This is a genomic window from Micromonospora sp. DT53, assembly GCF_049841535.1.
Classification (GTDB): Bacteria; Actinomycetota; Actinomycetes; order Mycobacteriales; family Micromonosporaceae; genus Micromonospora.
Genome location: NZ_JBNCKM010000009.1, coordinates 263,690 through 290,260 on the forward strand (window position 1 = coordinate 263,690; position 26,571 = coordinate 290,260).

A 26,571-nucleotide genomic window follows, 5' to 3' on the forward strand; every position below is an offset into this window, starting at 1 on the left:
CCCAGAACTCGCAGCGGGGGTCAGTGGCCGCGGTCCAGCCACTCCTGCAGGTGCGGCGCCTCCGCGCCGATCGTCGTGTCGTCGCCGTGGCCGGTGTGCACGACCGTCTCCGCCGGAAGGGCCAGCAGGCGGGTGCGGATCGACCGGACGATGGTGTCGAAGTCGCTGTACGAGCGGCCCGTCGCGCCCGGGCCACCGGCGAAGAGCGTGTCGCCGGTGAACACCGCGCCCAGCTCGGCTGCGTGGAAGCTGCACGCGCCGGGGCTGTGCCCAGGGGTGTGCAGCACCCGCAGCGTGGTGCCACCCACCTCGATGCTCTGCCCGTCGTGCAGCTCGCCGTTGGGCGGCAGGTGCGGGTGGACCATGTCCCAGAGGACCCGGTCCTCGGCGTGCAGCAGCACCGGCGCGCCGGTGGCCTCGGCCAGCTCGGGCGCCACCCGGACGTGATCGTCGTGGGCGTGGGTGGCCAGGATCGCCCGGACCCGCCGGTCGCCCACCAGGGCGAGGATCGCCGCCACGTCGTGCGGCGCGTCCAGGACGACGCACTCGTGGTCGTCACCGATCACCCAGACGTTGTTGTCCACGTCGAACGTCTGCCCGTCCAGGGAGAACGTGCCCGAGGTGACCGCGCGGTCGACGCGGGCGGTCACGGGAACACCACCACCGAGCGGAGCACGTCGCCGTGGTGCATCCGCTCGAAGGCGTTCTCGACCTGGTCGAGCGCGATCTCCTCGGAGACGAACGCGTCGAGGTCGAGGCGGCCCTGCAGATACAGCTCGGTGAGCATCGGGAAGTCCCGGCTGGGCAGACAGTCGCCGTACCAACTGGACTTGAGGGCGCCGCCGCGCCCGAACACGTCGAGCAGCGGCAGCTCGACCTGCATCTGCGGGGTGGGTACACCGACCAGCACCACCGTGCCGGCCAGGTCGCGGGCGTAGAACGCCTGCTTCCACGTCTCCGGTCGGCCCACCGCGTCGATCACCACGTCTGCGCCGAAGCCACCGGTGGCGGCACGGATCGCCTCGACAGGGTCGGTCTCGGAGGCGTTCACGGTGTGCGTGGCGCCGAACTGGCGGGCCCAGTCGAGTTTGCGGCTGTCGGTGTCCACGGCGACGATCGTGGTGGCGCCGGCGAGGACCGCGCCGGCGACCGCCGCGTCCCCGACGCCGCCGCAGCCGATCACCGCGACCGAGTCGCCCCGGGTGACGTTGCCGGTGTTCATCGCCGCGCCCAGCCCGGCCATCACCCCGCACCCGAGCAGACCCACGGCGGCGGGGCGGGCCGCCGGGTCCACCTTGGTGCACTGCCCCGCGTGCACCAGGGTCTTCTCGGCGAACGCCCCGATGCCCAGCGCCGGGGCGAGCTCGGTGCCGTCGGTGAGGGTCATCCGCTGGGTGGCGTTGTGGGTGTTGAAGCAGTACCAGGGCCGACCCCGGCGGCAGGCACGGCAGACTCCGCACACCGCCCGCCAGTTGAGCACCACGAAGTCGCCCGGGGCGACGTCGGTGACGCCCTCGCCGACCTGCTCCACGATGCCCGCCGCCTCGTGGCCGAGCAGGAACGGGTAGTCGTCGTTGATGCCACCCTCGCGGTAGTGCAGGTCGGTGTGGCAGACACCGCACGACTGAATCCGGACGATCGCCTCACCGGGACCCGGATCGGGCACCACGATGGTGGTGACCTCGACCGGCGCGCCCTTGCTGCGGGAGATGACTCCCCGGACTTCCTGGCTCACTTCGCCTCCTGCTGGTGATCTGCGGCAGGGCCGGGTGCCGGCGTGGGCGAGTGTGCCACGGGCTCGGCGGTGGGCCCCCGGCGAACCTACCGCGACCACCACGGCCAGCCCAGCCGGCCCGGCGGGTTATCGCGGGCGGTCCGGGGTACGCGGGCCGCATTCGACCACGGCCAACGGGAGTGACAATGAAATTCGCGCACCTGCCACTGCGGCTCAGCATCGGCGCGTACTTCCTCAACTCGGGTCTGGGCAAGCGCACCCTGGAGGGCACCGCCGCGGAGGGCTTGCACGGGATGGCGGTCGCCGCGATGCCCCAGCTCGGTCAACTGGAGCCGGCGCGCTTCGCCAAGCTGCTGTCGTACTCGGAGATCGCCCTGGGGGCCGCGCTGATGGCGCCGTTCGTCCCGGCGCCCCTGGTCGGGCTCGGCCTGACCGCGTTCGGCGCGGGCCTGGTGCAGCTGTACCTGAAGACGCCGGGGATGCGCGAACCCGGCAGCGTCCGCCCGACCCAGCAGGGCGCGGGGCTCGCCAAGGACGTCTGGCTGGTGGGGGCGGGCCTGACCCTGGTGCTGGAGGGGCTGACCCACGGCCGTCGGCGGGGCTGACCGGCGGGCGGCTCGGGGGATCTGCGGTGACCCAGCCTCGGTCGGTGCGGCCGTTCTACCGGCCGATGCGCCCTCATCGCCGCGACGAGCCGCACCGCACGGCCACGCCGCTGGAACTCTTCTTCGACCTGTGCTTCGTGGTGGCCGTGGCACAGGCCGCCGGCAACCTGCACCACGACGTCTCCGAGGGTCACCTCGGCCACGCGCTGACCAGGTACCTGATGTTGTTCTTCGCGATCTGGTGGTCGTGGATGAACTTCACCTGGTTCGCCTCGGCCTACGACACCGACGACGACCTCTACCGGATCACCACGCTGGTGCAGATCGCCGGAGCGTTGATCATCGCCGCCGGGGTGACCCGGGCGTTCACCGACGGCGACTTCGCCGTGATCACCTACGGGTACGTGGTGATGCGGCTGGCCGCCGTCGTGCACTGGAGCCGAGCGGCGGTCGGCGACCCGGCGCACCGGGCGGCGGCGCGCCGCTACGCGATAGGCGTGACGGTGGTGCAGCTCGGCTGGTTGCTGCGGTTGCTGCTGCCCGCCGAGTGGGGCATCGCGTCGTTCGTGGTGCTCGCTCTGGCCGACCTGCTGGTGCCGGCGGTGGCCGAACGCCCCGGGATGACCCCGTGGCACCCGGCGCACATCACCGAGCGGTACGGGCTGTTCACCCTGATCGTGCTCGGTGAGGCGGTCGGGGCCGTCTCGTTGGCGATCCAGGACGGGCTCGACGCCGGGGAACACGACCTCTGGTCGCTCGCGGCGGCCGGCGCGGTCATCGTGTTCGCGCTCTGGTGGCTCTACTTCGACCGGCCGAACCAGGCTCCCGACCGGCAGCCGTACTCCTTGATCTGGGGTTACGGCCACTACCTGATCTTCGCGGCGATCGCCGCGGCCGGCGCCGGCCTGAGCGTGTCGGTGGACCACGAGCGGCACCTCGCGCACATCTCGGAACGGACCGCCGGGTACGCGGTGGCCGTCCCGATCGCCGTCTTCCTGCTCACTGTCTGGGCGCTGCACGTACGCCGGCAGCAGCGCGGCGCCGTGGTCGTCGCCTTCCCGGCCGTCGCGCTGTTGGCGCTGCTCGCCCCGCTCGGCCCGGCCCCGGTGTACGTACTCGCGGCCCTGTTGGTCGCTCTGGTGGCGCTGACCGTGGTGTTGCGCCGCAGCGACGTCCGCCCGAGCGCGACGGTGGCCGATCCCGCCTGAACTGCCCTCACGCCACCTCACGGGCCGGATCGACGACGGCGTCGGCGGCGGGGCGTTGCGCGGGAACACCGGAGGCAGGCGGCGCCGGGCGGACCACGCCCCGGTTCAGGCCGGTGACCAGGAGCCGGTTGTACGAGGCCGGCATGATCCGGGCCAGCAGGTCGGGCAGCTTCGCCGACCAGCCGATCAACACCCGGCCCCGACGCCGCTCGACGCCGCGCAGGATCACCTCGGCGGCCCGTTCCGGCGCGATGGTCAGCAGCTTCTCGAACTGCGCCCGGCCGGCCGCGTACTCGTCGTGGGAGACGCCACTGCCGATCCGGGCGTTCTCGGTGATCCGGGTGCGGATCCCGCCGGGGTGCACCGAGGTCACCCCGATCCCGTCGTCGACCAACTCGTGGCGCAGCGCCTCGGTGAAGCCGCGCACGGCGAACTTGCTCGCCGCGTACGCGGTCTGCCCGGCCGGCGCGATCAGCCCGAACAGGCTGGAGACGTTGACCAGGTGCGCGCCCGGCTCGGCCCGGAGGGTGGGCAGCAACGCGTGGGTCAGCTGCGCCACGGCCCGGAAGTTGACGTCGATCACCCAGCTGAACTCGTCGAACGTCACCTGGTCGAACCGACCGCCCAGGCCCACGCCGGCGTTGTTGATCAGTAGGCGTACCCGGGGGTGCCGCTGGCCGATCTCCGCGGCCACCTGGGCGGTGGCGGTCTGGTCGGCGAGGTCCACGAGGTACGTGGCGAGCTGACGATCCGGGTACTCGGCGCGGATCGCGGCGGTCACCGCGTCCAGCCGCTCGGCGTCGCGGTCCAGCAGGACCAGGTCGCTGCCGCGGCGGGCCAGCGCGTGGGCCAGCGCCGCGCCGATGCCACTGGCCGCTCCGGTGACCATGGCGGTCGCGCCGGCGAAGTCGAACCTCTGCACGATCCTGCTCCTCTGCTGGCGGTTACCGACGCTCGGAGGCGACGGGACGCGGGATGGTGTCGGACGCGGTCACCTCACCGGCCCGGGAGAACCGCACCCCCTCGTCGGTGAGCCGGCCGTGCCGCATCAGCAGCACGTCGCGGGCGTAGTTCTGGTGCAGCCGCCACGGCGCGGTCGCACCCTGCTTGGGCAGCGTGTCGACGGCGCGCAACACGTAACCGGCGCGCAGGTCGATAAGCGGCACCCGCCCGGCGTCCGGCGGCGGGAGCGGGGTGACGACCTGCTGGCCGGTGCGGTCCAGGTGCCGCAGCAGTCGGCAGACGTAGCCGGCGACCAGGTCGGCCTTGAGCGTCCACGACGCGTTGGTGTAACCGAGGGTCAGCGCGAAGTTCGGCACGCCAGAGAGCATCATCCCCTTGTAGGCGACGGTGTTCGGCAGGTCGACGTTTACGCCGTCGACCCGCAGCGTCAGGCCACCGAGGGCGAGCAGGTTGAGCCCGGTCGCGGTGACCACGACGTCGGCGGGAAGCTCCGCGCCGGAGGTCAGCCGGACACCGTGCGCGGTGAACGTGTCGATGGTGTCGGTGACCACCGACGCGGCACCGTCGCGCACGGCCGTGAACAGGTCACCGTCGGGCGCCACGCAGAGCCGCTGGTCCCACGGGTCGTAGCGGGGCGAGAAGTGCCTGTCGACGTCGTACCCCACCGGGAGCCGGCCCCGTGCGGCCCGGCGCAGCACCCGCCTCACCAGGCCGGGCACGCGCCGGCTGAGCTGGAAGTTGACTGTGGAGAGCAGCACGTTCTTCCAGCGCACGACCGGATACGCGGCCTTCGCCGGCAGCCGGCGCCGCAACGCGTCGGCCAGCCGGTCGCGGGCGGGCATCGCCATAATGTACGACGGTGAACGCTGGAGCATGGTCACGTGCGCGGCCCGCCGCGCCAGCGCCGGCACCAGGGTGACCGCGGTGGCCCCGCTGCCGATCACCACCACCCGTCTGCCGGTGTGGTCGAGGTCGTCGGGCCAGTGCTGCGGGTGCACCAGCCGCCCGGTGTACGCCTCGACACCGGGCAGGGGTGGGGTGTAACCCCTGTCGTAGCGGTAGTAGCCGGCGCACGCGAAGAGGAACGAGCAGGTCAGCACCACGCTCTCGGCGGTGCCGGTGCGCTGGGCGTGCACCGTCCACCGGGCGGTGGCGCTGTCCCACTCGGCGCTCAGCACCCGGTGGCGGAAGCGGATGTGCCGCGGCACGTCGTACTCCTGGGCGGTCTCCCGCACGTACTCCCGGATGGTCGTGCCGTCGGCGATGGCCTTCGGGGCGGTCCACGGCCGGAACGAGTAGCCGAGGGTGAACATGTCGGAGTCGGAGCGGATGCCCGGGTAGCGGAACAGGTCCCAGGTGCCGCCGATGGCGTCGCGCGCCTCCAGCACGGCGTACGTCTTGTCGGGGCAGTCCCGACGAAGGTGGCAGGCGGCGCCGATGCCGGAGAGGCCGGCGCCGACGATCAGCACGTCGACGTGGTCGGAGGCCATCGCGTTCCTTCGTCCGGGGCGGTGGTCGGACCCTAACACCGCCCCGGAATGGCCGGAAGTTGTCGCGACAGCCCTGGCACCGGCTCCGACACTCGCTCTAGGCTTCCGCCATGCTGATCATCGAAGGCGCGGGCCGGTGGACCGCACCGACCGGGGTCGCCAACGACTGGGTCGAGCACCTGCGGGTGCCGGACCTGTCGGTGGGCACGTACTGCATCCCGGTGGGCGGGCTCGACGAGCAGAGCCCGCACACCGAGGATGAGATCTACGTGGTCACCGCGGGGCGGGCCCGGATCGTGACCCCGGACGGCGCGGCCGAGGTGGGCCCGGGTTCGGTGATCTTCGTGCCGGCCGGCGAGGAGCACCGGTTCGACGAGGTGACCGAGGACCTGGCGCTGCTGGTGGTCTTCGGCCCGGCGTACGGCTCGCGCGCTCCGGGTCCCCGCGGCTAGGACGCCCGGGTGAACGTCATGATCCAGTTGGTCTCCCAGGTCTGCTCGCCGTCGACCGAGAACGCCTGCTCCCAGCGTGCGGTGGTGTCACTGATGTCGGACCAGATGAACCGGCACCGGACCGGGCGCCCCTCGTGCTGGTCGTCGGCGTAGAAGTGGCCGACCCCGTCGACGAAGCGACCCACCATCGGCGGCAGCCCCAGCACCCCGGTGTCGCTGCTCGCCCAGTAGATCGACCACTCCTGCCGGGCCGGGTCGAAGACGCGGATCGTGGCGCCGGCGGAGCCCTTGGTCGGGAACGTGATCTCGTCGAAGTGACCGCCGCCGGCGAAGAAGCCGTGCGCCACCGACACCCCCGGGAACTCCTCCCACTCGTCGGAGCCGACCAACCGCTTGCGCAGCCGCCGGTTGACGACGTTCCAGGTGCCCTTGAAGAAGTCGAAGTCGCCCATTAGTGGCCCACCGGCCCTTCCGCTCGTGAGTCGTTCAGATATCCAGTCAGGTCGGGAGCCTCCGGCGCAAGCATGTGCCGCACCCAGGCGGCCCGCTCGTGCTCCAGCACCGCCAGCTCCCAGACGCAGCCGACGGCGGGTCGACGTACCTCGACGAAGTGGGTCGGGTCGTCGTCCGGGCAGTCCAGCGCCGGCTGCCCGGCTGCGGCGACACGAACCTCCACCGCGTTGTCCCACACCCAGGTGTACGCCAGCAGGTAGGCGCCGGTGTCCGCGCCCCGGTGCAGCACCACCCACCCGGCGGCCGGGGTGCCGTCGTCGACGATGTCGACCAACAGCAGGGGCACCTGGTCGTACGCGGCCTTCTCCACCTCGGGTTCGATAGGTCGCTCCGGCTGGTCGATGTGGTAACGCTTGAGGTGCCGGCCGTCCACCAGCACCGATCCTGGCGTTCGTAGTTCCTTGTCGCGAAATGCCATGTCGGGACGGTAGGACGGGTCCCCTGACAACTAGTGTCAGTGAAGTGCGAGCCTCTCGACTTCTCTCTCTCCTGATGCTGCTCCAGTCGCACGGGCGGTTGACCGCCACACAGCTCGCCGAGCGGTTGACCGTCTCCCCCCGCACCATCTACCGGGACGTCGAGTCGCTGCACGCCGCCGGCATCCCGCTCTACGGCGAAGCCGGGCACGCCGGCGGTTACCAGCTCGTCGACGGCTGGCGGACCCGCCTCACCGGGCTGACCGCCGAGGAGGCCGACCGGCTGTTCCTCGCCGGGCTGCCCGGCCCCGCCGACGAGTTGGGCTACGGCGACGTGGTGGCCGCGCTGCAACTCAAGCTGCACGCCGCGCTCCCCGCGCCGCTGCGCGACCGGGCGACCCGACTGCAACAACGCTTCCATCTGGACACTCCCGGGTGGTATGCGGACGGCGACGCCTCCCCCGAGCTGGCCCGCACGGCCGAGGCGGTGTGGCGACAGCACCGCGTCGAGGTGCGCTACCGCGGCTGGAACGGCGAGGTGACCCGGGTCCTGGAGCCGTACGGCCTGGTGCTCAAGGGCGGCCGTTGGTATGTGGTGGCCGACCAGCCCGGCCGGGGCGCGCCGGCCACCTACCGGGTCAACCAGATCCTCGCGTTGACCCCGCTGGCCCAGGAGTTCGACCGGCCCGCCGACTTCGACCTGCCAGCCTGGTGGCGGGCGCACGTGGTGCAGTTCCGGGCCCGACTGCACCGCGACGAGGCCCACGTCCGGCTCTCCCCCGCCGGGCGCCAGCGGCTGCGCGAGGTCGGCAGCGATCCGGTGGTGACCGCGATGGACACCAGCGCCGGGCCACCGGACGCGCGGGGTTGGGTGACCGCGGTGCTGCCGATCGAGTCGCTCACCCATGCCCACGGTGAGCTGCTGCGCCTCGGCGCCGACGTCGAGGTGCTGGCCCCGGCGGCACTGCGCGAACGGCTGGCGGCCACCGCCGCCGGGCTCGCCGCGCTCTACTGCCCCACCTGAACAGCCCCGCCCCTCTCCACAGTGGAAAAGTCGGGGGCGTCGATTGTCGTCACGGTGTGCCACCCTGGGACGGTCATCAATGGTCACCGGAGGTGAGGGCCACGTTACGGCTACGCGCACTGGTCGCCGTCCCCGGCACCGGGCCGGTGACCCTCGACGTTGCCGCCGGCACGCTCGCCGCCCTGGTGGCGCCGCCCCGGTTCGGCACGGCGGTCGCCCGGGTGCTGGCCGGGCTCGCCCCGCCGGTGACCGGCCGCATCCTCGTCGGCGACCGGGACGTCACCGGCCTGCCGCCGCCCCGCCGGCAGATCGGCTACGTGCCCGCCGGGGGCGCGCTGCTGCCGCAGCTCACCGTGCGGCGCAACATCGAGTACGGCCAGCGCAAACGCGAACGGGTGCACGAGGTGGCCAACGACTGGACGGCCACCGTGGTCGACCGGCTCGAGTTGGCGCTCTCCCTCGCCCTGCTGCCGCACCAGATCTCCGCCGCCCAGCGGTTCCGGGTGGCGCTCGCCCGAGCGGCGGCCTGCCTGCCCGAGGTGCTGGTGGTCGACCTGCCGGCCGGCTCGGCGGGCGACAGCCGCCTCGGTGACCTGATGCCTCGACTCTCCCCACCGGACGCCCCCGGGGTGGCGGTGCTGGTCTGCACCGCCGACCCGGCCACCCTGGCCGAGATCCCGGTGCGGCACGAGTTGGTCACCGAGCCGAGCGAGGCGCCCCGATGAGGCCGGCCGTCCGGGTGGGTCGCCGTACGCTGCTGCGCGCCGCCGCAGCGGGCGCCACCGCCCTGGCCGCCGGCTGCTCCAGCGGCACGCGGTCGGTGCAGGTCGCGGTGGTCTGGAGCACCAGCGAACTGGACCGGTTCCGCGAGGTCGTCGCCGGCTACCCCGCTCCCGTGCAGGTGGTCAGCGCCGGCAACGACATCGACGCGTTCCTGCGCGCCCGACACCTGGCCGGCACCAGCCCGGACGTGGCGATCCTGCCGCGCCCCGGCCTGGTCACCGAGTACGCCCAGCGCGGGTGGCTGAGCCCGGTGCGCGGGTCCACCGAATACGCCGTACCGGCCGGGCTGGGCGAGCTGCTGACGGCCGAGGGCCAGCGCTACGGGGTCTGGGTCAAGGCGGCGCACAAGTCGCTGGTCTGGCACCTGCCCTCGATGCTGCCCGTGCAGCCGGCCAACTGGGACGCGCTGGTCCGGCGTACCCAGGAGCTCGGGGCGCTCGCCCGGCGCGACGCCGGGCCGGCACCCCTGGCCATCGGCGCCGCGGACGGCTGGGTGCTCACCGACTGGTTCGAGAACGTCCTGGCCGACATGGCCCCCGAGAGCTACAACGCCCTGGCCCGACCGGACGCCGACTGGCAGGGCAGACCCGTGCGCGACGCACTGGACCGGCTCGCCGGGCTCTGGAGCATCAACGGGGCCTTCGTCGGCGGCGGTCGACGCGCCCTGCTCACCCAGTACGAGGAGTCGGTCATCCAGGTGGTGCACACGAAGCGGGCGGTGATGCTCGTCGGGGCCGACTTCACCGCCGACGTCGCCGACCCGTTCCAGCGCGGTCCGGAGGCACCTGTCACGTTTCGGTTCCCAGGTGCCCAGCCGGGCGGCGGCCCACTGATCGTCGGCGGGGACGCGGCCGTGGCGTTCGCCGACGCCCGGGGCGGGGTCGAGCTGGTCGAGTGGCTCACCAGGGCCGACTCGTTCCAGCCGTGGCTGCGCGCCGGCGGCTATCTCTCGCCCAACACCAACGTCGCGATCGGCAGCTACCGGGACCGCGTCGGCCAGGGGCTCGCCGAGGAGATGCGGGCTCCTGGCACCCTGCGTTTCGACCTCTCCGACCAGTTGCCCGGCGCGTTCACCGGCTCGGACGGGGTCGGCATCTGGCGGATCATGCAGGGCTTCTTCGCCGACGTCACCGACGGGGTCCGCGCGAGCGAGGCGATCCGTCGGGCCACCGGTCTGCTCGCCGCGGCGGCCCGCAGCGCGGGGGGCGGCCGATGAGCCAGGTACGGGTCCTCGGTGAGCTGGCGGTCCTCGACGACGTCGGTCCAGCCCGGCGCGGCCGGGCGTATCCGGCCGCGGGTGCGACGTCGGCCCTGCTGCTGCCGGCCGCGGTGCTGCTCGGCGGGCTGGTGCTGTGGCCGGTACTGCGGACCATGCACGCCAGTGTCACCACCGACGGTCGCTGGGTCGGCGCGGCGCACTTCCGGACCGCGCTCGCCGCCCCGGGCACCGGCGCGGTGGTCGGCCGGACGGTCCTCTGGGCCCTGCTGGTGCCGGCGGTGGTGACGGCGCTGGGCTATCTGCTCGCCGCCGCGTCGCGCCGGTCCCAGGAGGGCGGCCTGGTCCGGTTGATCCTCCTGGTGCCGGTGGCGTTGCCGCTGGTCGTCACCGGGGTCACCTTCCGCCTGATGTACGACCCGGACCCGAGCCGGGGTCTGGCCACCCTGGTCGCGACCCGACTGACCGGCCGTTCGGTCGAGGACGCGCCGCAGTTGCTCGGGCCGGGAATGGTCACCGTCGCGTTGATGTCGGCGTTCGTCTGGGCCTGGGTCGGGTTGGCGGTGCTGGTCTTCCGGTCCGCGCTGGACGCGGTGCCACCGAGTCTCGCCGACGCGGTGCGCGCCTACGGCGGTGGGCGTCGCCACGTGCTGTGGGACGCGCAGTGGCGGCCACTGCTGCTGCGGACGACCGCGGTGGTCTTCGCGTTGGTGGCGGTCGGCACCAGCCGCACGTTCGACCTCATCCTGGTGATGACCCCCGGTTCGGTCCGCGACGAGGCCTCGGTGCTCGCGCTGCGGATCTGGCAGACGTCCGGGGGCACCACCACCGGTGACGGCGCCGCGCTCGGCGTGGTGTGGCTGGTGGCGGTCATCGGCGGCATCATGGTGGCAGCGCTCTTCGTCCGGCAGGCCTGGCCCCCGCCGCGCGTCGAGGCGGCACCGGAGCCCGCCCCGATCGCCCCGCCCCGGCGGGTGTTCCGCCTGCTCGCGGCGGGCGCCGCGATCGCCTGGCTGGTGCCGCTGGCGGTGCTGGTCGCCACGTCGGCGCACGGCCGGGTGGACGCCGCCGCACGCGGTTGGTGGTCGACGGCGCCGAATGGCGAGTCCTACCGCAACCTGGTCACCGGCACGGAGCTGTGGCGCACGCTGGGCTTCACCCTGCTGCTGGCCACCGCGGTGACCGCCACGGTTCTGGTGGTCGCGCTGCTGGCCGCGTACCCGCTGGCCTGGTTGACCGGGCCGGCCGCGCAGGCCACCGGGCTGCTGCTGCTGGCGGCCAGCGTCGTGCCGATCCAGGTCATCGCCGGGCCGGTCAACGAGGTGCTGGGCCTGGTGCTCTCCTCCGGGACGGCTCAGGGCCTGGCCCTGGTGCACATCGCGCTGGGCGTGCCGTTCGCGGTGCTGGTGCTGCGCAACGCGTTCGCCGACCTGCCGGTCGAGCAGGTCCGCGACGCCCGGCTGGGCGGGCGCCGGTGGTGGCACACCCTGCGCCGGTTGGCCCGGCACAACCGGTCGGCGGTGGTGGCGGTCTCGGTGCTGGAGTTCGTCCAGGTCTGGAACGACCTGGTGGTGGGTCGGCTGTTCAGTGCGTCGGGGTCGTCGCCGCTCGGGCCGTTCCTGGCCGAGCAGACCCGCAGCTTCGTGAGCAACAGTGGCGCGCTCGCCGCCAGCTCGGTGCTCGCCTCGGTGCTGCCGGTGGTGCTGGTGGTGCTCTCGCGGCGGCACCTGGTCGCCGGGCTGGTCTCCGGGGGCGTCCGGTGACCGGGCCGGGTGGCGCGCGCGGTGGCTCGCGCTGGCCGGCGCTCATCGCGATCGGCGGCGTGGTCGGCAGCATCCTCGCCAACGTGGCCAGCAACCTGGCCGGCAACCTCCTCTCCGAGCTGGCCGCGAGCGTCGTCGGGCCGGTGACCATCGTCCTGGCCGCCAGCGGAGTCGTGGGTTACGTGGTGTACGAGGTGCGCCGCCGCCGCGCCGGCCGCGAGGTCGGCCCCGAACCGACGGACGTGTTGACCACACCGGTGACCGGGGCACCCACCCTGCCCTACACGGCCGAGTTCACCGGTCGCGGCGAGCACGTCGACGCGGTGGTCGGTCTGCTGGCGCGGGAGCACGCGGTGGCGGTCCTGGGCCGACGCGCGGTGGGCACCTCCGCGTGCGCGGTGCAGGCCGCGAACCAGTGCCGGGAGGACTTCCCCGACGGGCAGTATTACCTGGACCTGCGGCGGCGGGGCCGGCCCCGAACGGCCCGGCAGGTGCTCACCGCGCTGGCCCGGATCCTGGGCACCGCCCCACCAACCTCCGGTCGGCCGGACGCGCTAGCCGTCGCCGCCGACGCGCTACGCGGTCAGCTCGACGGTCGCAAGATCCTTGTGGTGCTGGACAACGTCGACCGTCCCGACCAGGTCCGGCCCCTGTTGCCACCCACCGCGCGCACCTGCCGCCTGCTGCTCGCCGGCGGCCCGGCGCTCGTCGGTCTGGAGGGCGTGGTCGCGCACTGGATCGCCGAACCGGGCACGTCCGAGGCGGTGGAGCTGTTCGCGACGGCGGGCGGGGCCGCGCCCGCCGCCCGGGTCCGTCGCGCCGACCCGCGCACCGACCCGGCGGTACGCGACATCGTCGACCTGTGCGGGCGGCAACCGCGCACCGTCCGCGCCCTCGGTTACCGCACGGCCCAGCACGGCTGGCGGCACTCCGACGTGCTGGACGCGCTGCGCCGCGCGGTGCAGACGCCACCGCACCAGCGGCTCGCCGTCTCACCGGTGGCCCGCCTGGTCACCGAACGGGACATCGCCTACCGGGTGTTGCCCCGCGAGGCCCGACGGTTGTACCGGCTGATGTCGCTGGTCCCCGCCCCGGTGGACCGGCCCACCATCGCCGCGTTGGCCGGGCGGCACCCCGAGCTGGTGACCGCGCTGCTCGACCGGTTGGCCGCCGCGGCGTTCGTGGTCGGCGCGCCCGGCGACCGGTACGAGATCCGCCCTCTGTTGGCCGGCAGCGCCCGACTGCACCTGCGCGACGCGGATCCGGCCCGGGCCCGGGTCGCCGCGCAGGCCCGGCTGACCCGGCACCTGGCCCGCCGGGCCGAACGGCACGCGGCCAACCTGGCGGTGCTCGGCTCCCCACCGGACCGGGAGTGGTCGCTGCCGCTGGACGACGACCCGTACGGCTGGTTCGACCTGCACCAGGAGCTGCTGCTGGCGGTGGTGCGGGTGCCGGCCGGCGCGAAGGAGAACCTGCCCCGCCGGGTCCGCCGGTGGTGGTTCCGGCTGGCCGTGGCGCTGTGCGGGTGGCTGGCGTACGCCGAGCGGCTCGACGAGTGGGAGCAGGTCTGCCGCACCGTGCTGGCCACCCCGACCGCCGACGACCGCCCGGAGATCGCCGGCTGGGCGCACAACGAGCTGGGGGTGCTGCGCCGACGCCGGCACGACCCGCAGGGGGCGGCCGCCGCGCTCACCCTCGCGGTCGACGAGCGTGGGCGGCGGGGCAACGCCCAGGCGCGGATGAACCTCGGCCTGGCCCTGCTCGACCTGGGTCAACTCGACGACGCGGTGGAGCACCTGGAGATGTCCCGCCGGCACCGCTCCGGCGCCGACCGTGCCGGGCACGCCCTCACCGAACTGGGCCTGGGCGCGGCCCAGCTGGCCCGGGGAGAACCGGACACCGCGCACCACCACCTGGTGCGGGCCGCCAACACGTTCCGGTCGGTGGGCGACGCGCGCGGGTACGCCGCCGCGCTGACCAACCTGGTGCTGGTGCACGCGGCGCTCGGCGAGCACCTGGACGCCGCCCAGGCGTGGCGGGCCGCACTCCGCGAGTACGAGTCGGTCAACGACCCGACCAGCCGGGCGACGGCACTGCTCAACGCCGGGGCGACGCTGCTGAACAGCACCCCGGGGCAGGCGCGGACGGCGTACGAGCTGCTGGCCGAGAGCCGGCGGCTGCGCGAGGAGACGCGACCGACCGCCGGGCTGGCGCGCACCCTGCTCTACCTGGGTGACGCCTGCGCCGCGCTGGGCGACCGGGCCGACGCGCGGCGGCACTGGGCGGACGCGGCGGCGGTGGCCGAGGAGGTCGCCGACGCCCAGGCGTTGGCCGCCGCCGACGCCCGACTGGAGGACGACGCCGACGGCCGCGTGACGTAGGCCGCTCGGCTTGGCCGGTGGCACGGCTCTGAGAGACTCTGTGATCGTGGACGCGCTCTCGGTACGGGGACTCAGCCGCAACTTCGGCAACCTGGTCGTGCTCGACGATGTGAGCTTCACGCTCCCGGCGGGCCGGATCGCTGTGGTGCTGGGGCCCAACGGCAGCGGCAAGACCACCCTGCTGCGCTGTGTCGTCGGCGCCGACCGACCGGACTCGGGTGAGGTGCTGGTGCAGGGCCGCCGGGCCGACGAGACCGATCCTCAGGTGCGGGCGCTGGTGGCGGCCGCCCTGGACGACATCGACTTCTTCCCCGACCTGTCCGTGGTCGAGCACCTGGAGCTGGTCGCGTACGCCCACGGGGGTGACGCCGAGCCGGTCGAGGAGGTCCTCGCCGAGCTGGGTCTGGAGCCGGCCCGCGACCAACTGCCGGTGACGCTGTCCAGCGGGCAGCGCCGCCGACTGGCGCTGGCGTCCTGTTTCGTCCGGCCACGCCGGGTGCTGATCCTCGACGAGCCCGAGCAGCGGCTGGACGTCCGCGGGCGACAGTGGCTCGCCGACCGACTGCTCCGGGAACGGGCGGCGGGTACGGCCGTGCTGCTGGCCTCGCACGACCCGGAGTTGATCGACGCGGTGGTCGACGAGCGCATCGAGATCGGCAAGTGACCGCCGCGCCGGCCACGATCGCCGACAAACCGGTCGGGGTGCCCACCGCCCGGCAGGTGCGGACGCACCTGCGCAAGGCCCGCAGCCGGCACCACGACCACTCGCTCGGTGACGTGCTCGGCGACGCGTACGTCATGGTCCTGTTCGTGGGCATGTACGGCTGGTTCGCGATCAGCGCCAGCCGCGACCTGCTGGACTCCCCCACGGTGGGGCGGGCCGAGCCGGGCGTGCGGTGGTGGCTGGCGGTCGCCGCGCTGTTGGCCGGCGCGGGGCTGGCCTGGCGTGGCCTGCGCGCGCTCGGCCCGCTGCTGGTCACCCCGGCGACGCAGAGCTGGGCGACAAGCGCGCCGGTCGACCGGCGGGCCTGGCTGGCGCCGCGTTTCGTCCTGCTGCTGGTGGGCGCGGCGGCTGGCACCGCGGCGCTCGGGGTGGCCGTGGCGGCGCTCGGTGGGGTCAGCGACCTGTCCTCCCTGGGTTGGGCGGCGGCGGCCGGCGCGGCGTGGGGCGCGGCGGCGTTGGCGCTCAGCGTCGTCGCCCAGAGCAGCCGGTCGGGGCGACGCTGGCCGACGCTGGCCGGTGCGGTGCCGATGGTGGTGGCGGCCGTGATCACCGCCCTGGTGGTGCTCGTCGGCCGGTTCGGCGACGGGCTGTCCCGGCCGGCGACGACGCCGACCGTCGCGTTGTTCGCCGCGGCGGTGCCGCTCGTGGGCGTGGGCACGATCCTCGCGGTACGCGCGCTGCCCCGGGTCGACCGGGCCACCCTGACCACCGGCGCGCAGTTCGCCAACGCCGCCGCCACGGCCACGATCCTGCTGGATCCGAGCCTGCTCGCCAGCCTGGTGGAGAGCCGCCGCTGGCGCCGGATCGGCCGGGTTCGCAGCCGCCGGTTCCGGCCCGGCCCCGGCTGGTGGGCGCTGCTCCAGGCCGACGTGCGCCGGTTGCGCCGCCACCCGAGCGCCGTGCTGATCTGGGCGGCGCTGATCGGGGTGCAGTACGCTGCCGCGCTCGCCCTGCCCGGGTTGGCCGGGGCCGCGCAGGTGGTGTTCGCGTACCTCGCCGTCGACCGGCTGACCGGCGGTCTGCGGGCGGTCAGCCGCTCACCCGGTCTGCGTCGGGCGCTCGGCGGCACCGACAACCTGTTGCGCGGGATCCACGTGGTGGTGCCGGCCGTCGGCGCGGGCCTGTGGTGGTTGCTGACCCTGCCGACGGTCGACCCGGGGCCGGCCTTGCTGGCGCCGACGCTGGCGCTCGGGGTGGTGGCCGCCGCGTTCCGGGCCGGCACCCGCCCGCCGATCGACTACGGCGGCGCGACGGTCAACACGCCGTTCGGAATGATCCCGGTCGACCTGCTGCGTCAGGGGTCACGCGGGCCGGCGCTGCTCGCCGTGCTGGTCCTCGTCCAGCTGTTCCTGGGCTGATTCCCGGCACTGCGCCCTCGATGGTCAGCGGTGGCCGAGCGCGGCCGCGATTGCGGCGACGCCGTCGGCGATCTCGGTGGGCGTACGGGCCGCGTAGCCCAGCACGAGGCCTGGCCGGTAGGGCCGCTGGCAGTGCCAGGACAGCGGTTGCACCTTCACCCCGCGCGCCAGCGTCGCCGCGGCCAGCTCGGTGTCGACCACGGCGTCGTCCAGCGTGATCATCAGGTGCAGACCGGCGGCGGCGCCGTGCACCGTCGCCGATGGCAACGCGCGGGCCAGCGCGGCGATCATGGCGTCCCGCCGGCGGATGTGTCGACGGCGCAGTAGCCGCAGATGCCGCTCGAAGGCGCCGGAGGTCATCAGCTCCGCCAGCACCAGTTGCGGTAGCACGGCATTGCCCAGGTCGGCGTTGCGCTTGGCGACCACCACCGCCGCCCGCAGTCGTGGTGGCACGAGCAGCCAGCCGACCCGCAGGGCGGGGGCGAGCAGTTTGGAGACGCTGCCGGCGTAGCAGACCTGCTCGGGCAGCAGACCACGCAGCGCCGGCACCGGGGGACGGTCGTAGCGGTGCTCGGCGTCGTAGTCGTCCTCGATGATCAGACCGCCGCCCCGCGCCCAGGCGACGAGGTGGCGGCGGCGGTCACCGTCGAGCACCACGCCGGTCGGGAACTGGTGCGCGGGGGTGAGCATCACCGCCGGTACGCCGCTGGCGGCCAACTCGTCGACCCGCAGCCCGGCGTCGTCGACGGTGATCGGCGGGGTGCCCATCCGCCAGTTGTTCAGGTGCTGCCGCACCCCGAGCGAGCCCGGGTCCTCGACCGCGATCCGGTCGACGCCGACGGCGGTGAGTGCCTGGGCGAGCAGCCCGAGCGCCTGGGAGACGCCGGCCACGATGATCACCTCGGCGGGGTCGACGCTGATGCCGCGGTTGCGGGCCAACCAGGCCGCGACGGCCTGCCGCAGCGCGGGGGCGCCACACGGGTCGCCGTAGCCGAGGTCGGCCGCGGCGAGGCGACGCAGCACGACCCGTTCGGCGCGCAGCCAGTCCGCGCGGGGAAAGGCGGTCAGATCGGGTACGCCGGGCGACAGGTCGATGGCGGCGTGCACCGCGCGTACCGCCTCGAAGGTGTCACTGTCCGGTGCCGGCGGGAAGGTCGCGACCGGTGCCGGCGCGGCGGCCGGGGTGGGTGTGGGCGCGGCCGGCGCGGCGACGACCACGGTGCCGGCCCGCCCGCGACCGGCGACGTGCCCCTCCTCGGTCAGGCGCTGGTACGCCTCGGTGACCACGCCCCGGGAGACGCCGAGGTCGGCGGCGAGCACCCGGGTCGGGGGCAACCGGTCGCCGACCGGCACCCGACCCTCGGCGATGGCCTGCCGCAGCCTGTCGGTCAGCCAGTCGGCGCGCCCACCCGGCGCCGCGTCGGTGATGGTCAGGTGCAGGAAGTCGGACCCGGCCGATATGGACCTCTCGGATGCCGTCGGTTTGGCTCTGCCCATCGGACCATTGTGGCAGCAGAGTGAGCAGGAGCCAGACCTGTCAACTCCGTCGGAGGACGATCGTGACCATCCCGTTCCTGATCACCACGCTGATCGTGGTGGTCACCCCCGGCACCGGGGTGCTCTTCACGCTCTCCGCCGCCCTGTCGCGAGGTGCGCGGGCCGGGGTGGTGGCCGCCTTGGCCTGCACGCTGGGAACGTTGCCGCACCTGCTGGCCGCGATGACCGGGTTGGCCGCGCTGATGCAGACCAGCGCCGCGGCGTTCGAGACCGTCCGCTACCTCGGCGTCGGCTACCTGCTCTACCTGGCCTGGTCCATCGCGCGGGATCGCGACGCCTTCGCGGTGACGACCGACGCCCCGCCCCGCTCGGCGATCCGGGTGATCGTCTCCGGGGTGCTGGTCAACCTGCTCAACCCGAAGCCGACGATGTTCTTCGTCGCGTTCCTGCCGCAGTTCGTGGACACCACGGCACCGGGCTCGACCCGGATGATGCTCGGCTGCGGCGCGGTGTTCATGCTGCTCACCTTCGTGGTGTTCAGCGGCTACGGCGTCTTCGCGGCCCGGGTACGCGACCGGGTGCTGACCCGGCCCCGGGTCACCGACTGGCTGCGCCGATCCGCCGCCGGCACGTTCGTCGCGCTCGGCGTGACCCTCGCCCTCACCGAACGATAGGACCACAGTGCAGTTCGAACATGCTCCGCAGCTTCGCGGCGCGTACCCCGACCTGGTCGCGGGTGTGGTGCTCGCCGACGGGATCACCGCCACCACCGACGTGTCGGCACGCACGGCCGGCTATCTCACCGAGGCCCGCCGGCGACTGACCACCGGCGGGGCCGAGAGCGGGTTCCCGGAGATCCAGGCCTGGCGGCGGGCGTACGCGGCGATGGGGCTGCGGCCCACCAGCTACCGGTGCGCCGCCGAAGCCCTGCTGCGTCGGCTGCGCCTGGACGGCGAACTGCCCCGGGTGCACCCGCTCGTCGACCTCTGCAACGCCGTCTCAGCCGCGTACGCCATCCCGGTCGCGGCGCTCGACCTGGACCGGGTCGACGGCGACCTGGTGGTCCGGCCCGCACACGGCGACGAGGCGTACCTCAGTTTCGCGGGCGACACCGAGCATCCCGAGCCGGGCGAGGTGACCTTCGTCGACTCCGCCGGGCGGGCACACGCCCGACGGTGGACGAACCGGCAGAGCGGCTGGTCGGCCGTGCGGACGGGCACCTCATCGGTGCTGATCGTCGCCGAGGCGCTGCACCCGGGTGGCGAGCCAGCCGTGACCCGGCTGGTCGCCGACCTCGTGACGGAACTGACCGACGGGTGGGGCGCCCCGACGGCCGCCGCGGTGCTCACCGCCGCCGCGCCCCGTTTCCGCACCCCGACGGCAGGTGGTCAGGCGGTGTCGCCGGGCACCAGGTGACGGTAACCGGGGATCGTCTCGGCGAACCAGCCGGCGACGCTGGCCAGGCCGCGTTCGTTGAGTTGCGCGTCGTGGATCGGGTACGCCGCCGCCGCGCCCACGGCGCCGGCGAACCGGATCGCCTCGTCGAGGCGCAGCCAGGACCCCTGGGCGGGGACGAGCAGCGTACGCACCGGCTCGTCCGGCACGTGCAACGCGTCGCCCGGGTGGTAGAGCTCGTCGCCGATCAGGTAGCCGAGATTAGGGCAGTCGGGCTGCCCCTCGTGGATCGCTGCGTGCCGGCCGCCGTGCGCGCTGACCGCGATGCCGGCCGCCGTGAAGCGCTGCCCCGCGCGCACCCGGGTCACCGCCAGCGGGGCGAGATCCGGCAGTCGGGCGCCCTCCGGGGCGTACACGGGGACGCCGAGACCGGCGAGCCGCAGCACGTCCACGTGGTCGGTGTGCTCGTGAGTGACCAGGACGGCGTCCGCCCCGACCAGGGCCCGCGGCTCGCTCCACGTCCCCGGGTCGACGACCAGCACCCCGCCGTCGTGCTCCACGCGCACACAGGCGTGCGTGAACCGGGTGATCCGCATCAGGCGACCGTACGCCGTCGGTCAGCGCCGCCGCCCGGCCGACGCCCGGACGATGTACACGAACTGCACCGCGAACGCCACCACCGCGACCAGCACCCCGACCAGGACCGTCACCACGCCCCCGACCCCGACGGCCGTGGCCACCAGAGCGACGCCGAGCCCGCTCAGCACCGCGTTGACCGCGCCCACGAGTGCGGCAGTGGTCAGCAGGAACTCCCACCGCCCCGGCCGCGTGCCGACCAGGTTCCAGGCCGTGCTCATGGCGTCGTCGGCCACCACCGCGTCGGCGAAGAAGTCGTGCTCGCCAGCGAGCTGATGTTGGTAGTAGGCCCGGATGCGCTGGATCCGGCGCAGGTCCAACGAGTTCTCGACGGTGGTCTCCACCAGCCGCAGAAACGTCAGCACCCCGATGATCACCAGGGTCGGCAGCACCGCGGCCAGGTACGGCCGGACCAGCTTGTCGTTGCTGGCGACGAAGCCGAGGCCGATCAGCGACGCCGACAGCACGGACAGGAAGATGGTGGCGCGCCCGGTGGCCTCGGCGATGGTGCCGGCGCGGGACGTCTGCAACGCGTAGTGCTCGGTGGTCAGGACGGAGAGAAGCGCCTGCTCGCGTTCGCTCTCGTCCACCCTGCCACCCTCCGTGGTCGCACGACTCGGTTACCGTCACCCTACGAGCGACCGACGGCGGAAGGGGACCGGATGCCCGGGTGGGGTCGGGGCGGGCGGCAACGACGCGCCTTCGTCGTCGGTGGGGCACTGTTCGCAGTCGCCGTCGTCATGCTGCTGGCCGCCTGGCGCAGCACCGGCTTCCTCAGCGACCTGCTGCTCAACCTCGGGGCCAGCGTGGTCCTCGCGGCCATCTCGTACGTCATCTTCGACCCGATGTTCGAGGAGGCCCGCAAGGCGCGGGTGCAGGAGCACCTCAGCTTCGACCAGCAGGCGTTCGTGACGCGGCTGCACCGCTCCGGTCGCCGGGTGCGCATCCTCGACACCTGGACGATCCTGCTGGAGCAACGACACCGCGAGGAGACCCTGAGCGCGGTGCGAGCGGCGCTCGCCAACGGCGCCCAGGTGCAGTTGCTCCTGCTCGACCCCGACTGCACCGCCGCCCAGCAACGCTCCGAGGAGCTGGAACGGCAACGGGTCGACGTGCCCCGGCAGATCCGCACCAACCTGCGCCACCTGGCCGCGTTCGCCGACGCGCTCGACGCACGGCTGCGGCACCGCCTACAGGTCCGGCTCTACGACGCGTCCCCGTCGATCCAGCTCTACCAGTGGGACGGGCGGGCGCTGATCTCGTTCTTCCCGATCGGGAAGTTGTCGTTCAACGTGCCGCAGCTCGAGGTGGACATGGACAGCCCGTGGGGCGGGTTCGTGCACGCCCGGTTCGAGGAGCTGTGGGAGCACGAGCAGGCCACCCTCGACCTGGAGCGGTACTGGTCGGTCACTGTCACGCTGCGCCACGACGAGTCGGACGTGGTCGAGGTGCGCGTGCCGTACGTGACGGTGGACGGGCAGCACTACGTCGACTGCCGGGGGTTCCGGGTCACCGGGCCACTGACGGTGCGCGCCGTGCTGCCGCCCCGCGCGCCCGGGGCGGCCCCCGGCGTCTTCGCGCTGGCCGAGCCCGCCGACGGGGACCGCCCTCCGGCCGCCGTCGTGAAACGGCACTTCGACCAGAAGTACGGGCCGGGCGACGGCGAGCGGGACGTGCGCCGACTGGTGCCGCCGCCGGGCGATGCCCGGACCCCGGCGCCCCGCCCCGCGACGGCCAGCGACACGCACGCACGGTGACCCCCGGCCGGCCCGGTCGGCTCGGCACAGGAAACAATGGTGGTCCACCCTGATCGCCAGGAGGACCGTCGGCGTGTCGCACCGCACCGCACCGCCGTCCGGGGCGGCGCAGCTGCGCGCCGACTGCGGACGCTGCTTCGGCCTGTGTTGCGTGGTGCCCGCCTTCGCCGCGTCGACGGACTTCGCCATCGACAAGCCGGCCGGCTCGCCCTGCCCCAATCTGGGTCCCGACCACCGCTGCGGCATCCACACCGAGCTGCGACAGCGCGGGTTTCCCGGCTGCACGGTGTTCGACTGCTTCGGCGCCGGGCAGCAGGTCGCCCAGGTGACCTTCGGCGGGCGGGACTGGCGGGACGCGCCGGAGACGTTGCCGGCGATGGCGGAGGCGTTCGCGGTGCTGCGACCGCTGCACGAACTGCTCTGGTACCTCACCGAGGCGGTGGCGCTGCGCCCGCCGGCCGACCTGCGCGCCGAGCTGGAACGCGCCCGCGCCGAGACGCTGACGCTCACCGAGGGTGACCCGGCGCAGCTTCGCGCGGTGGACGTCGCCGGCCACCGGGACCGGGTCAACCCGCTGCTGTCCCGGGCCAGCGACGCGGCCCGCGCCCCCGGCGGCGCCGACCGTCGGGGCGCGCACCTGCTCGGGGTGGACCTGCGCCGCGTCGACCTGCGCCGGGCCAACCTGCGCGGGGCGCTGCTCATCGGCGCCGACCTGCGTGGGGCGGACCTGGGCCTGGCCGACGTCACCGGCGCGGACCTGCGCGGGGCCGACCTGCGGGGCACGGACCTGCGCCGCACTCTCTTCCTGCACCAGACCCAGCTGGACGCCGCCAGGGGTGACGTGCGCACCGGGCTGCCGCAGACGCTCACCCGGCCGGCGCACTGGACGGCGCTGCCGCTCACCCCGGTCCGCCAGCCGGCCCGGTCCCCCGCACCCACCCGCCGGGGCCGACGCCGCTGACCGCGAGGTTGCCGGCGCTGACCACGAGGTCGCCGGCGCTGACCACGAGGTCGCCGGCGCTGACCGCGAGGTTTCGGCCGGGACGACGCCGGGTAGCCAGCGCCGACGCGAACCGGTATCGACGGGGGGCACGGCGTGGGCTACCGAAATCGCCAAGGTGAGCAGCCGGGCGACCCGCAGCACACTGAGGACGAGGCCGGTCAGGTGCCACTGGTGCAGGTCGAGGCGGACACCGAGGTCCCCGCACCGGCCGACACCGACGTGCGGCCGGACATCGTGACCGAGCCCGACAACTCCGGCGTCGCCGGTGGTTCGTCCGGCAGCAGCGGCGGCGGGTCGAGCATGCCGGGGCACCCCGACGCGAGCCGCTGACCCGGGCTCAGCGGCTGGTCAACGCGGCCCGCGCCTCGGTCATGCCCTTGTTGGCGAGCCCGTCGGCCCGCTCGTTCTCCGGGTGCCCGTTGTGCCCCTTGACCCACAGCCAGGTGACCTCGTGCCGTTCGCAGGCCGCCTCCAGCCGCTGCCACAGGTCGGCGTTCTTCACCGGCTGCTTCGCGGCGGTCCGCCAACCGTTGCGCTTCCACGACGCCAGCCAACTGGTGATGCCGTTGCGCACGTACGTGCTGTCGGTGTGCAGCTCCACGGTGACCGGCCGGTTCAGGCTCTCCAACGCCTGGATGGCCGCCATCAGCTCCATCCGGTTGTTGGTGGTGGGTGTGGCCTCGCCGCCGCACAGCTCGCGCTCGTGATCGCCGTAGCGCAGCAGCGCGCCCCAACCACCCGGCCCGGGGTTGCCACTGCACGCCCCGTCGGTCCAGATCTGCACGCCCCTGCCGGCCGCCGCGTCCACCATGCCCGGCAACCTACCGGGCGCGGACGTCGTCCTCCCCGCTCGGGGGGCCGCCGCGCCGAGGCGTCGGCCCCGGCACGCGGTGCCCCACTCCCGGGGCAGCTCGACGCGCCGAGGCGTCGGCCCCGGCGCGCGGTGCCCCACTCCCGGGGCAGCTCGACAGGCGGCGCCGCACACCAGGCCGGTCAGGTCAGACGGGGTGCTCCACCCACGCCGGGCTCGAAGCCGACCACGGCGGGCGGGATGGCCGGTGCGGGCCGGGTGGGGCGCAGCCGGTCGCGGACCCGGTGTGCGGCGTCGCCTGCGGTGGCGGCGATCATCGGCAACAGCCGGGTCGAATTCATGATCGCGACCTCCTCGGCGGGGGTGGTGCCGCCGTCGAGGAAGCGCAGCACCCGCTCGGCCGGGTTGCGGTCGAAGAGCCGGTCGAAGAACTCGGGGCCGCTCACCCCACCCCGGTCCAGCGCGCGCAGCGCCACCGCGTCCATCCAGCGGTGCCGGGGCGGGTACGCCGCCGCGGGCACCGGCGCGCGGCCCGCGGCGAGGGCGCCTGCCACCTGGTCGGCCTGGCGGTACATGGCGGAGAAGGTGAAGCCGGTGGAGGGGCGGGTCGCGCCGCCGGCCGTGCCGAGCCGGACCACGCGGGGGGTGGGCCGGGCCGGGAACGGCGCGTCGGTCATCGGGATCACCCCGTTCTCCACCTCGCACACCCGCAGCCCGGTCGGATCGAGCCCGAGCAGATCCCGGTAGCCGGCCAGCGCCGCGTCGTACCCGGCGTCGGTGAGCAGGTCCGGCGAGAACTCGGTGTACTCGACCAGGGCGTAGCGGTCGCTGACCGGCAGCACGTACCCGAAGGAGACACCCCGGGGCGGCTGCGGCGTACGGAAGTCCATCAGCACCGCACGCGTCGGGTCGAACACCGGCCGGTCAGCCTCCAGCCACCACCCCCGGAAGTGCTGCAACCAGGTGGTTCGCCCCGCTCGCGCCGGCGGACGGGGGCGGGAGTCGAGCACCCAGGCGGCCCGTACGGCGCGCCCGTCGCCGGTACGCACCAGCACCCGGGTGCCGTCGTCGCGCACCGTCTCGGCGGGCGCGACGATCCGGGTGACGTCGAGGCGGCGCTCGGCGTCGGCAGCCCGGTCGTAGACCGGGCCGGAGCGGAGCATGGCGTACCGCAGCGGGGTGAGGTCCAGGACGCGACGCCGCGCCGCCGTCGCCACCTCGACCTGCCGCCAGCTCGCGCTGAGCAGCGGGTCGAGGTCGGTGTCGGGGTGACCCCAGAACGCCCAGGTGCGGTCCTGACCGCGTCGGCGCACCGGGTCGACGACGGCGATCCGCAGATCCCGGACACCGTGCCGGTCCAGCGCGGCGAGCAGCAACGACGCGGCGCCGCCGCCACCGAGCAGCGCGAGGTCGACGTCGAGCGGCGCGGAGTCGGTCACCCGCACCACGCTGCCACACGACCGCCCGTCACCACCGGATGGGCCGCTACGGCGCTCAGGCCACCGGGGCGGGCGACTCGACCGGGGGCGGGTCGGCGTAGGCGCGCGCGACAGCGGCGCGGTTGAAGACCTGCCAGGTGGCGGCGGAGACGCCGATCGCCACCACCAACCCGACCCAGTACGGCGCGGTGATGCCGAATCGGGCGGCGAGCAGCCCACCCATCAGTGCGCCCACGCAGTTGCCGCCGGCCGCCACGAAGAGGTTCGTGCTGGCCACCCGGCCCTGCAGGTGCGGTGGGGTGAGTCGTTGGCGCAGTGAGTTCGACACGATGTTCCACAGCCCGCCGTGCACGCCGAAGGCGAACAGCGCGAACCCGACCACGACGGTGCTGCGGGACGCCGCCAACGCCAGGTGCAGCCCCGCCTCGACGAGCAGGCCGACCCGGATCGTCCAGGTGGCGCTGATCCGGGCGATGATCCGGTCGCCGAGCAGGGCGCCGAGCACCCCACCGGTGGCCATGCAGGTGAAGAGCAGGCCGTAGCCGACGGATCCGAGTCCCAGCCGCTCCCCGGCGAGCAGCACCAGCACCGCGAGCGCGGCGGTGAGGGTCACGTTGAGCAGGCCGATCAGCACGGCCATCGTGCGCAGCAGCCGCTGGTTGGCCAGCCAGCGCAGTCCTTCGACGATCTCGCCGCCCATCGAGCGGGTACGGAGTCCGTGCGTGTCGCCGACGGCGGCCCGGAAGTCCCCGCCGATCAGCGCCACCAGTACGGCGCTGAGGGCGTACGTGACGGCGTTGACCAGGAACGGGCTGCCCGCCGAGAGCGCGAACAGGAAGCCGCCGAGCGGGCCGGCGAGCATGCTGTGCATGAGGGTGGCGCCGCCGCTGAGCCAGCCGTTGGCACGCTCCAGACGGTGCCTCGGCACCACTACCGGCACCATGGCCTGGCTCGCCGCGCGGAACACGATCTCACCGGTGTTGACCAGGAACAACACCGCGTACAGGAGGGCCACCCCGCCGTGGCCGGTGAGGATCGCCGTGGCCAGAACGGCGAGCGCGACCACCCGGACCAGGTCGATGACGATCATGAGGCGGCGCCGGTCCATCCGGTCCACCAGCACCCCGCCGGGCAGGGCGAAGAGCAGCCAGGGCAGCCACGCCACGGCTGACGCCCCGGCGACCACGAGCGGGTCGTCGGTACGCGACGCGACGAAGAGTGGCGCGGCGACGGTGGCCAGGCCGCTGCCCAGGGCCGATAAGGTGCTCGCCGCCCAGAGTCTGGCGAACACCGGTCCCAGGTCAGCTCCCACGTTCCGTGTCACGGCGAGCGAACCTACCAGCGTCTCCCCCGGCAGCACGGGGATTTATCCGGCCGGCGGAAGGCCGCCCGCGGCCAGATT

General features: G+C 73.9%; 27 protein-coding genes. 15 read left to right on the forward strand and 12 right to left on the reverse strand.

Features of this window, described 5'->3' with window-relative positions:
- Window positions 1-20 precede the first annotated feature (20 nt).
- Together ACLQ3B_RS26550 and ACLQ3B_RS26555 are read right to left on the reverse strand one after the other, a co-directional pair.
- On the reverse strand, window positions 21-650 hold the full coding sequence (locus tag ACLQ3B_RS26550; protein WP_425783412.1) for an MBL fold metallo-hydrolase: 630 nt from the start codon (window positions 648-650) through the stop codon (window positions 21-23).
- Window positions 647-1,735: an S-(hydroxymethyl)mycothiol dehydrogenase gene (locus ACLQ3B_RS26555; RefSeq protein WP_425783413.1), complete on the reverse strand. Its 1,089-nt coding sequence runs from the start codon at window positions 1,733-1,735 to the stop codon at window positions 647-649. The genes ACLQ3B_RS26550 and ACLQ3B_RS26555 overlap by 4 nt, the downstream gene beginning before the upstream one ends.
- A gap of 185 nt (window positions 1,736-1,920) precedes the next feature.
- On the opposite strand from ACLQ3B_RS26555, the gene ACLQ3B_RS26560 reads away from it, so the two are divergent.
- Window positions 1,921-2,340 carry a hypothetical protein gene (locus ACLQ3B_RS26560; protein WP_425783414.1) on the forward strand — a complete coding sequence of 140 codons (420 nt, stop codon included), beginning with the start codon at window positions 1,921-1,923 and terminating at the stop codon, window positions 2,338-2,340.
- A 26-nt stretch (window positions 2,341-2,366) separates the two neighbouring features.
- Window positions 2,367-3,548, forward strand: coding sequence for a low temperature requirement protein A (locus ACLQ3B_RS26565; protein ID WP_425783415.1), 1,182 nt, complete (start codon window positions 2,367-2,369; stop codon window positions 3,546-3,548).
- A 7-nt stretch (window positions 3,549-3,555) separates the two neighbouring features.
- Here ACLQ3B_RS26565 and ACLQ3B_RS26570 read toward each other — a convergent pair whose 3' ends face one another.
- Both ACLQ3B_RS26570 and ACLQ3B_RS26575 read right to left on the reverse strand, forming a co-directional pair.
- Window positions 3,556-4,470, reverse strand: coding sequence for an SDR family NAD(P)-dependent oxidoreductase (locus ACLQ3B_RS26570; protein WP_425783416.1), 915 nt, complete (start codon window positions 4,468-4,470; stop codon window positions 3,556-3,558).
- Between the two features lie 22 nt (window positions 4,471-4,492).
- On the reverse strand, window positions 4,493-6,001 hold the full coding sequence (locus ACLQ3B_RS26575) for a flavin-containing monooxygenase (protein ID WP_425783417.1): 1,509 nt from the start codon (window positions 5,999-6,001) through the stop codon (window positions 4,493-4,495).
- Between the two features lie 110 nt (window positions 6,002-6,111).
- Here ACLQ3B_RS26575 and ACLQ3B_RS26580 point away from each other — a divergent pair, with 110 nt between their 5' ends.
- Window positions 6,112-6,453, forward strand: coding sequence for a cupin domain-containing protein (locus ACLQ3B_RS26580; protein ID WP_425783418.1), 342 nt, complete (start codon window positions 6,112-6,114; stop codon window positions 6,451-6,453).
- Here the strand turns inward: ACLQ3B_RS26580 and ACLQ3B_RS26585 are convergent.
- The gene (locus ACLQ3B_RS26585) at window positions 6,450-6,905 is read right to left on the reverse strand and encodes a hypothetical protein (protein WP_425783419.1); all 456 of its coding nucleotides are present in this window, start codon (window positions 6,903-6,905) and stop codon (window positions 6,450-6,452) included. The two genes, ACLQ3B_RS26580 and ACLQ3B_RS26585, sit on opposite strands and share 4 nt — an antisense overlap.
- Window positions 6,905-7,384 carry a hypothetical protein gene (locus ACLQ3B_RS26590; RefSeq protein WP_425783420.1) on the reverse strand — a complete coding sequence of 160 codons (480 nt, stop codon included), beginning with the start codon at window positions 7,382-7,384 and terminating at the stop codon, window positions 6,905-6,907. The genes ACLQ3B_RS26585 and ACLQ3B_RS26590 overlap by 1 nt, the downstream gene beginning before the upstream one ends.
- A gap of 44 nt (window positions 7,385-7,428) precedes the next feature.
- On the opposite strand from ACLQ3B_RS26590, the gene ACLQ3B_RS26595 reads away from it, so the two are divergent.
- The 7 genes from ACLQ3B_RS26595 (at window position 7,429) to ACLQ3B_RS26625 (ending at window position 16,631) form a co-directional block, all read left to right on the forward strand.
- Complete coding sequence (locus ACLQ3B_RS26595; protein WP_425783421.1) at window positions 7,429-8,406, forward strand: helix-turn-helix transcriptional regulator; 978 nt, start codon at window positions 7,429-7,431, stop codon at window positions 8,404-8,406.
- Between the two features lie 92 nt (window positions 8,407-8,498).
- Window positions 8,499-9,131: an ATP-binding cassette domain-containing protein gene (locus ACLQ3B_RS26600; RefSeq protein ID WP_425783422.1), complete on the forward strand. Its 633-nt coding sequence runs from the start codon at window positions 8,499-8,501 to the stop codon at window positions 9,129-9,131.
- Window positions 9,128-10,405 (forward strand): extracellular solute-binding protein, encoded by a 1,278-nt coding sequence (locus tag ACLQ3B_RS26605; protein WP_425783423.1) that lies wholly within the window; start codon window positions 9,128-9,130, stop codon window positions 10,403-10,405. The genes ACLQ3B_RS26600 and ACLQ3B_RS26605 overlap by 4 nt, the downstream gene beginning before the upstream one ends.
- The gene (locus ACLQ3B_RS26610; RefSeq protein ID WP_425783424.1) at window positions 10,402-12,168 is read left to right on the forward strand and encodes a hypothetical protein; all 1,767 of its coding nucleotides are present in this window, start codon (window positions 10,402-10,404) and stop codon (window positions 12,166-12,168) included. Before ACLQ3B_RS26605 ends, ACLQ3B_RS26610 begins: the two co-directional genes overlap by 4 nt.
- Window positions 12,165-14,549, forward strand: coding sequence for a hypothetical protein (locus ACLQ3B_RS26615; RefSeq protein ID WP_425783425.1), 2,385 nt, complete (start codon window positions 12,165-12,167; stop codon window positions 14,547-14,549). The genes ACLQ3B_RS26610 and ACLQ3B_RS26615 overlap by 4 nt, the downstream gene beginning before the upstream one ends.
- Before the next feature lie 46 nt (window positions 14,550-14,595).
- On the forward strand, window positions 14,596-15,213 hold the full coding sequence (locus tag ACLQ3B_RS26620) for an ABC transporter ATP-binding protein (protein ID WP_240639413.1): 618 nt from the start codon (window positions 14,596-14,598) through the stop codon (window positions 15,211-15,213).
- Entirely contained in the window at window positions 15,210-16,631 is a 1,422-nt protein-coding gene (locus ACLQ3B_RS26625) for a DUF6297 family protein (protein WP_425783426.1), read from the forward strand. The genes ACLQ3B_RS26620 and ACLQ3B_RS26625 overlap by 4 nt, the downstream gene beginning before the upstream one ends.
- A 24-nt stretch (window positions 16,632-16,655) precedes the next feature.
- On the opposite strand, the gene ACLQ3B_RS26630 is transcribed toward ACLQ3B_RS26625, so the two are convergent.
- Entirely contained in the window at window positions 16,656-18,128 is a 1,473-nt protein-coding gene (locus ACLQ3B_RS26630) for a PLP-dependent aminotransferase family protein (protein ID WP_425783427.1), read from the reverse strand.
- 62 nt (window positions 18,129-18,190) lie between these two features.
- On the opposite strand from ACLQ3B_RS26630, the gene ACLQ3B_RS26635 reads away from it, so the two are divergent.
- Complete coding sequence (locus tag ACLQ3B_RS26635; RefSeq protein WP_425783428.1) at window positions 18,191-18,802, forward strand: LysE family translocator; 612 nt, start codon at window positions 18,191-18,193, stop codon at window positions 18,800-18,802.
- 7 nt (window positions 18,803-18,809) lie between these two features.
- Entirely contained in the window at window positions 18,810-19,544 is a 735-nt protein-coding gene (locus ACLQ3B_RS26640; protein WP_425783429.1) for a B3/B4 domain-containing protein, read from the forward strand.
- On the opposite strand, the gene ACLQ3B_RS26645 is transcribed toward ACLQ3B_RS26640, so the two are convergent.
- Together ACLQ3B_RS26645 and ACLQ3B_RS26650 are read right to left on the reverse strand one after the other, a co-directional pair.
- Window positions 19,517-20,119, reverse strand: a complete 603-nt coding sequence (locus ACLQ3B_RS26645; RefSeq protein WP_425783430.1) for an MBL fold metallo-hydrolase — start codon at window positions 20,117-20,119, stop codon at window positions 19,517-19,519. The two genes, ACLQ3B_RS26640 and ACLQ3B_RS26645, sit on opposite strands and share 28 nt — an antisense overlap.
- Window positions 20,120-20,140: 21 nt before the next feature.
- Complete coding sequence (locus tag ACLQ3B_RS26650) at window positions 20,141-20,749, reverse strand: hypothetical protein (RefSeq protein ID WP_425783431.1); 609 nt, start codon at window positions 20,747-20,749, stop codon at window positions 20,141-20,143.
- Window positions 20,750-20,821: 72 nt separating this feature from the next.
- Here ACLQ3B_RS26650 and ACLQ3B_RS26655 point away from each other — a divergent pair, with 72 nt between their 5' ends.
- The 3 genes from ACLQ3B_RS26655 (at window position 20,822) to ACLQ3B_RS26665 (ending at window position 23,249) form a co-directional block, all read left to right on the forward strand.
- Window positions 20,822-21,916 (forward strand): DUF5919 domain-containing protein, encoded by a 1,095-nt coding sequence (locus tag ACLQ3B_RS26655; RefSeq protein WP_425783432.1) that lies wholly within the window; start codon window positions 20,822-20,824, stop codon window positions 21,914-21,916.
- Between the two features lie 73 nt (window positions 21,917-21,989).
- Window positions 21,990-22,877: a pentapeptide repeat-containing protein gene (locus ACLQ3B_RS26660; RefSeq protein WP_425783433.1), complete on the forward strand. Its 888-nt coding sequence runs from the start codon at window positions 21,990-21,992 to the stop codon at window positions 22,875-22,877.
- Between the two features lie 135 nt (window positions 22,878-23,012).
- Entirely contained in the window at window positions 23,013-23,249 is a 237-nt protein-coding gene (locus tag ACLQ3B_RS26665) for a preprotein translocase YidC (protein WP_425783434.1), read from the forward strand.
- A 7-nt stretch (window positions 23,250-23,256) separates the two neighbouring features.
- Here ACLQ3B_RS26665 and rnhA read toward each other — a convergent pair whose 3' ends face one another.
- The 3 genes from rnhA to ACLQ3B_RS26680 form a co-directional block, all read right to left on the reverse strand.
- Window positions 23,257-23,730 carry a ribonuclease HI gene (gene rnhA, locus ACLQ3B_RS26670; protein WP_030491933.1) on the reverse strand — a complete coding sequence of 158 codons (474 nt, stop codon included), beginning with the start codon at window positions 23,728-23,730 and terminating at the stop codon, window positions 23,257-23,259.
- A 182-nt stretch (window positions 23,731-23,912) separates the two neighbouring features.
- On the reverse strand, window positions 23,913-25,169 hold the full coding sequence (locus ACLQ3B_RS26675) for a lycopene cyclase family protein (RefSeq protein WP_425783435.1): 1,257 nt from the start codon (window positions 25,167-25,169) through the stop codon (window positions 23,913-23,915).
- A gap of 55 nt (window positions 25,170-25,224) precedes the next feature.
- Window positions 25,225-26,460, reverse strand: coding sequence for an MFS transporter (locus ACLQ3B_RS26680; RefSeq protein WP_425783436.1), 1,236 nt, complete (start codon window positions 26,458-26,460; stop codon window positions 25,225-25,227).
- Between the last annotated feature and the right edge of the window lie 111 nt (window positions 26,461-26,571).

What these genes read in the sequence shown, in the direction of transcription:
- ACLQ3B_RS26560 (WP_425783414.1), top strand. Translation starts at nt 1,921, where the DNA reads ATGAAATTCGCGCACCTGCCACTGCGGCTCAGCATCGGCGCGTACTTC.
- ACLQ3B_RS26575 (WP_425783417.1), bottom strand. Translation starts at nt 6,001, where the DNA reads ATGGCCTCCGACCACGTCGACGTGCTGATCGTCGGCGCCGGCCTCTCC.
- ACLQ3B_RS26580 (WP_425783418.1), top strand. Translation starts at nt 6,112, where the DNA reads ATGCTGATCATCGAAGGCGCGGGCCGGTGGACCGCACCGACCGGGGTC.
- ACLQ3B_RS26585 (WP_425783419.1), bottom strand. Translation starts at nt 6,905, where the DNA reads ATGGGCGACTTCGACTTCTTCAAGGGCACCTGGAACGTCGTCAACCGG.
- ACLQ3B_RS26590 (WP_425783420.1), bottom strand. Translation starts at nt 7,384, where the DNA reads ATGGCATTTCGCGACAAGGAACTACGAACGCCAGGATCGGTGCTGGTG.
- ACLQ3B_RS26605 (WP_425783423.1), top strand. Translation starts at nt 9,128, where the DNA reads ATGAGGCCGGCCGTCCGGGTGGGTCGCCGTACGCTGCTGCGCGCCGCC.
- ACLQ3B_RS26610 (WP_425783424.1), top strand. Translation starts at nt 10,402, where the DNA reads ATGAGCCAGGTACGGGTCCTCGGTGAGCTGGCGGTCCTCGACGACGTC.
- ACLQ3B_RS26630 (WP_425783427.1), bottom strand. Translation starts at nt 18,128, where the DNA reads ATGGGCAGAGCCAAACCGACGGCATCCGAGAGGTCCATATCGGCCGGG.
- ACLQ3B_RS26645 (WP_425783430.1), bottom strand. Translation starts at nt 20,119, where the DNA reads ATGCGGATCACCCGGTTCACGCACGCCTGTGTGCGCGTGGAGCACGAC.
- ACLQ3B_RS26655 (WP_425783432.1), top strand. Translation starts at nt 20,822, where the DNA reads ATGCCCGGGTGGGGTCGGGGCGGGCGGCAACGACGCGCCTTCGTCGTC.
- rnhA (WP_030491933.1), bottom strand. Translation starts at nt 23,730, where the DNA reads ATGGTGGACGCGGCGGCCGGCAGGGGCGTGCAGATCTGGACCGACGGG.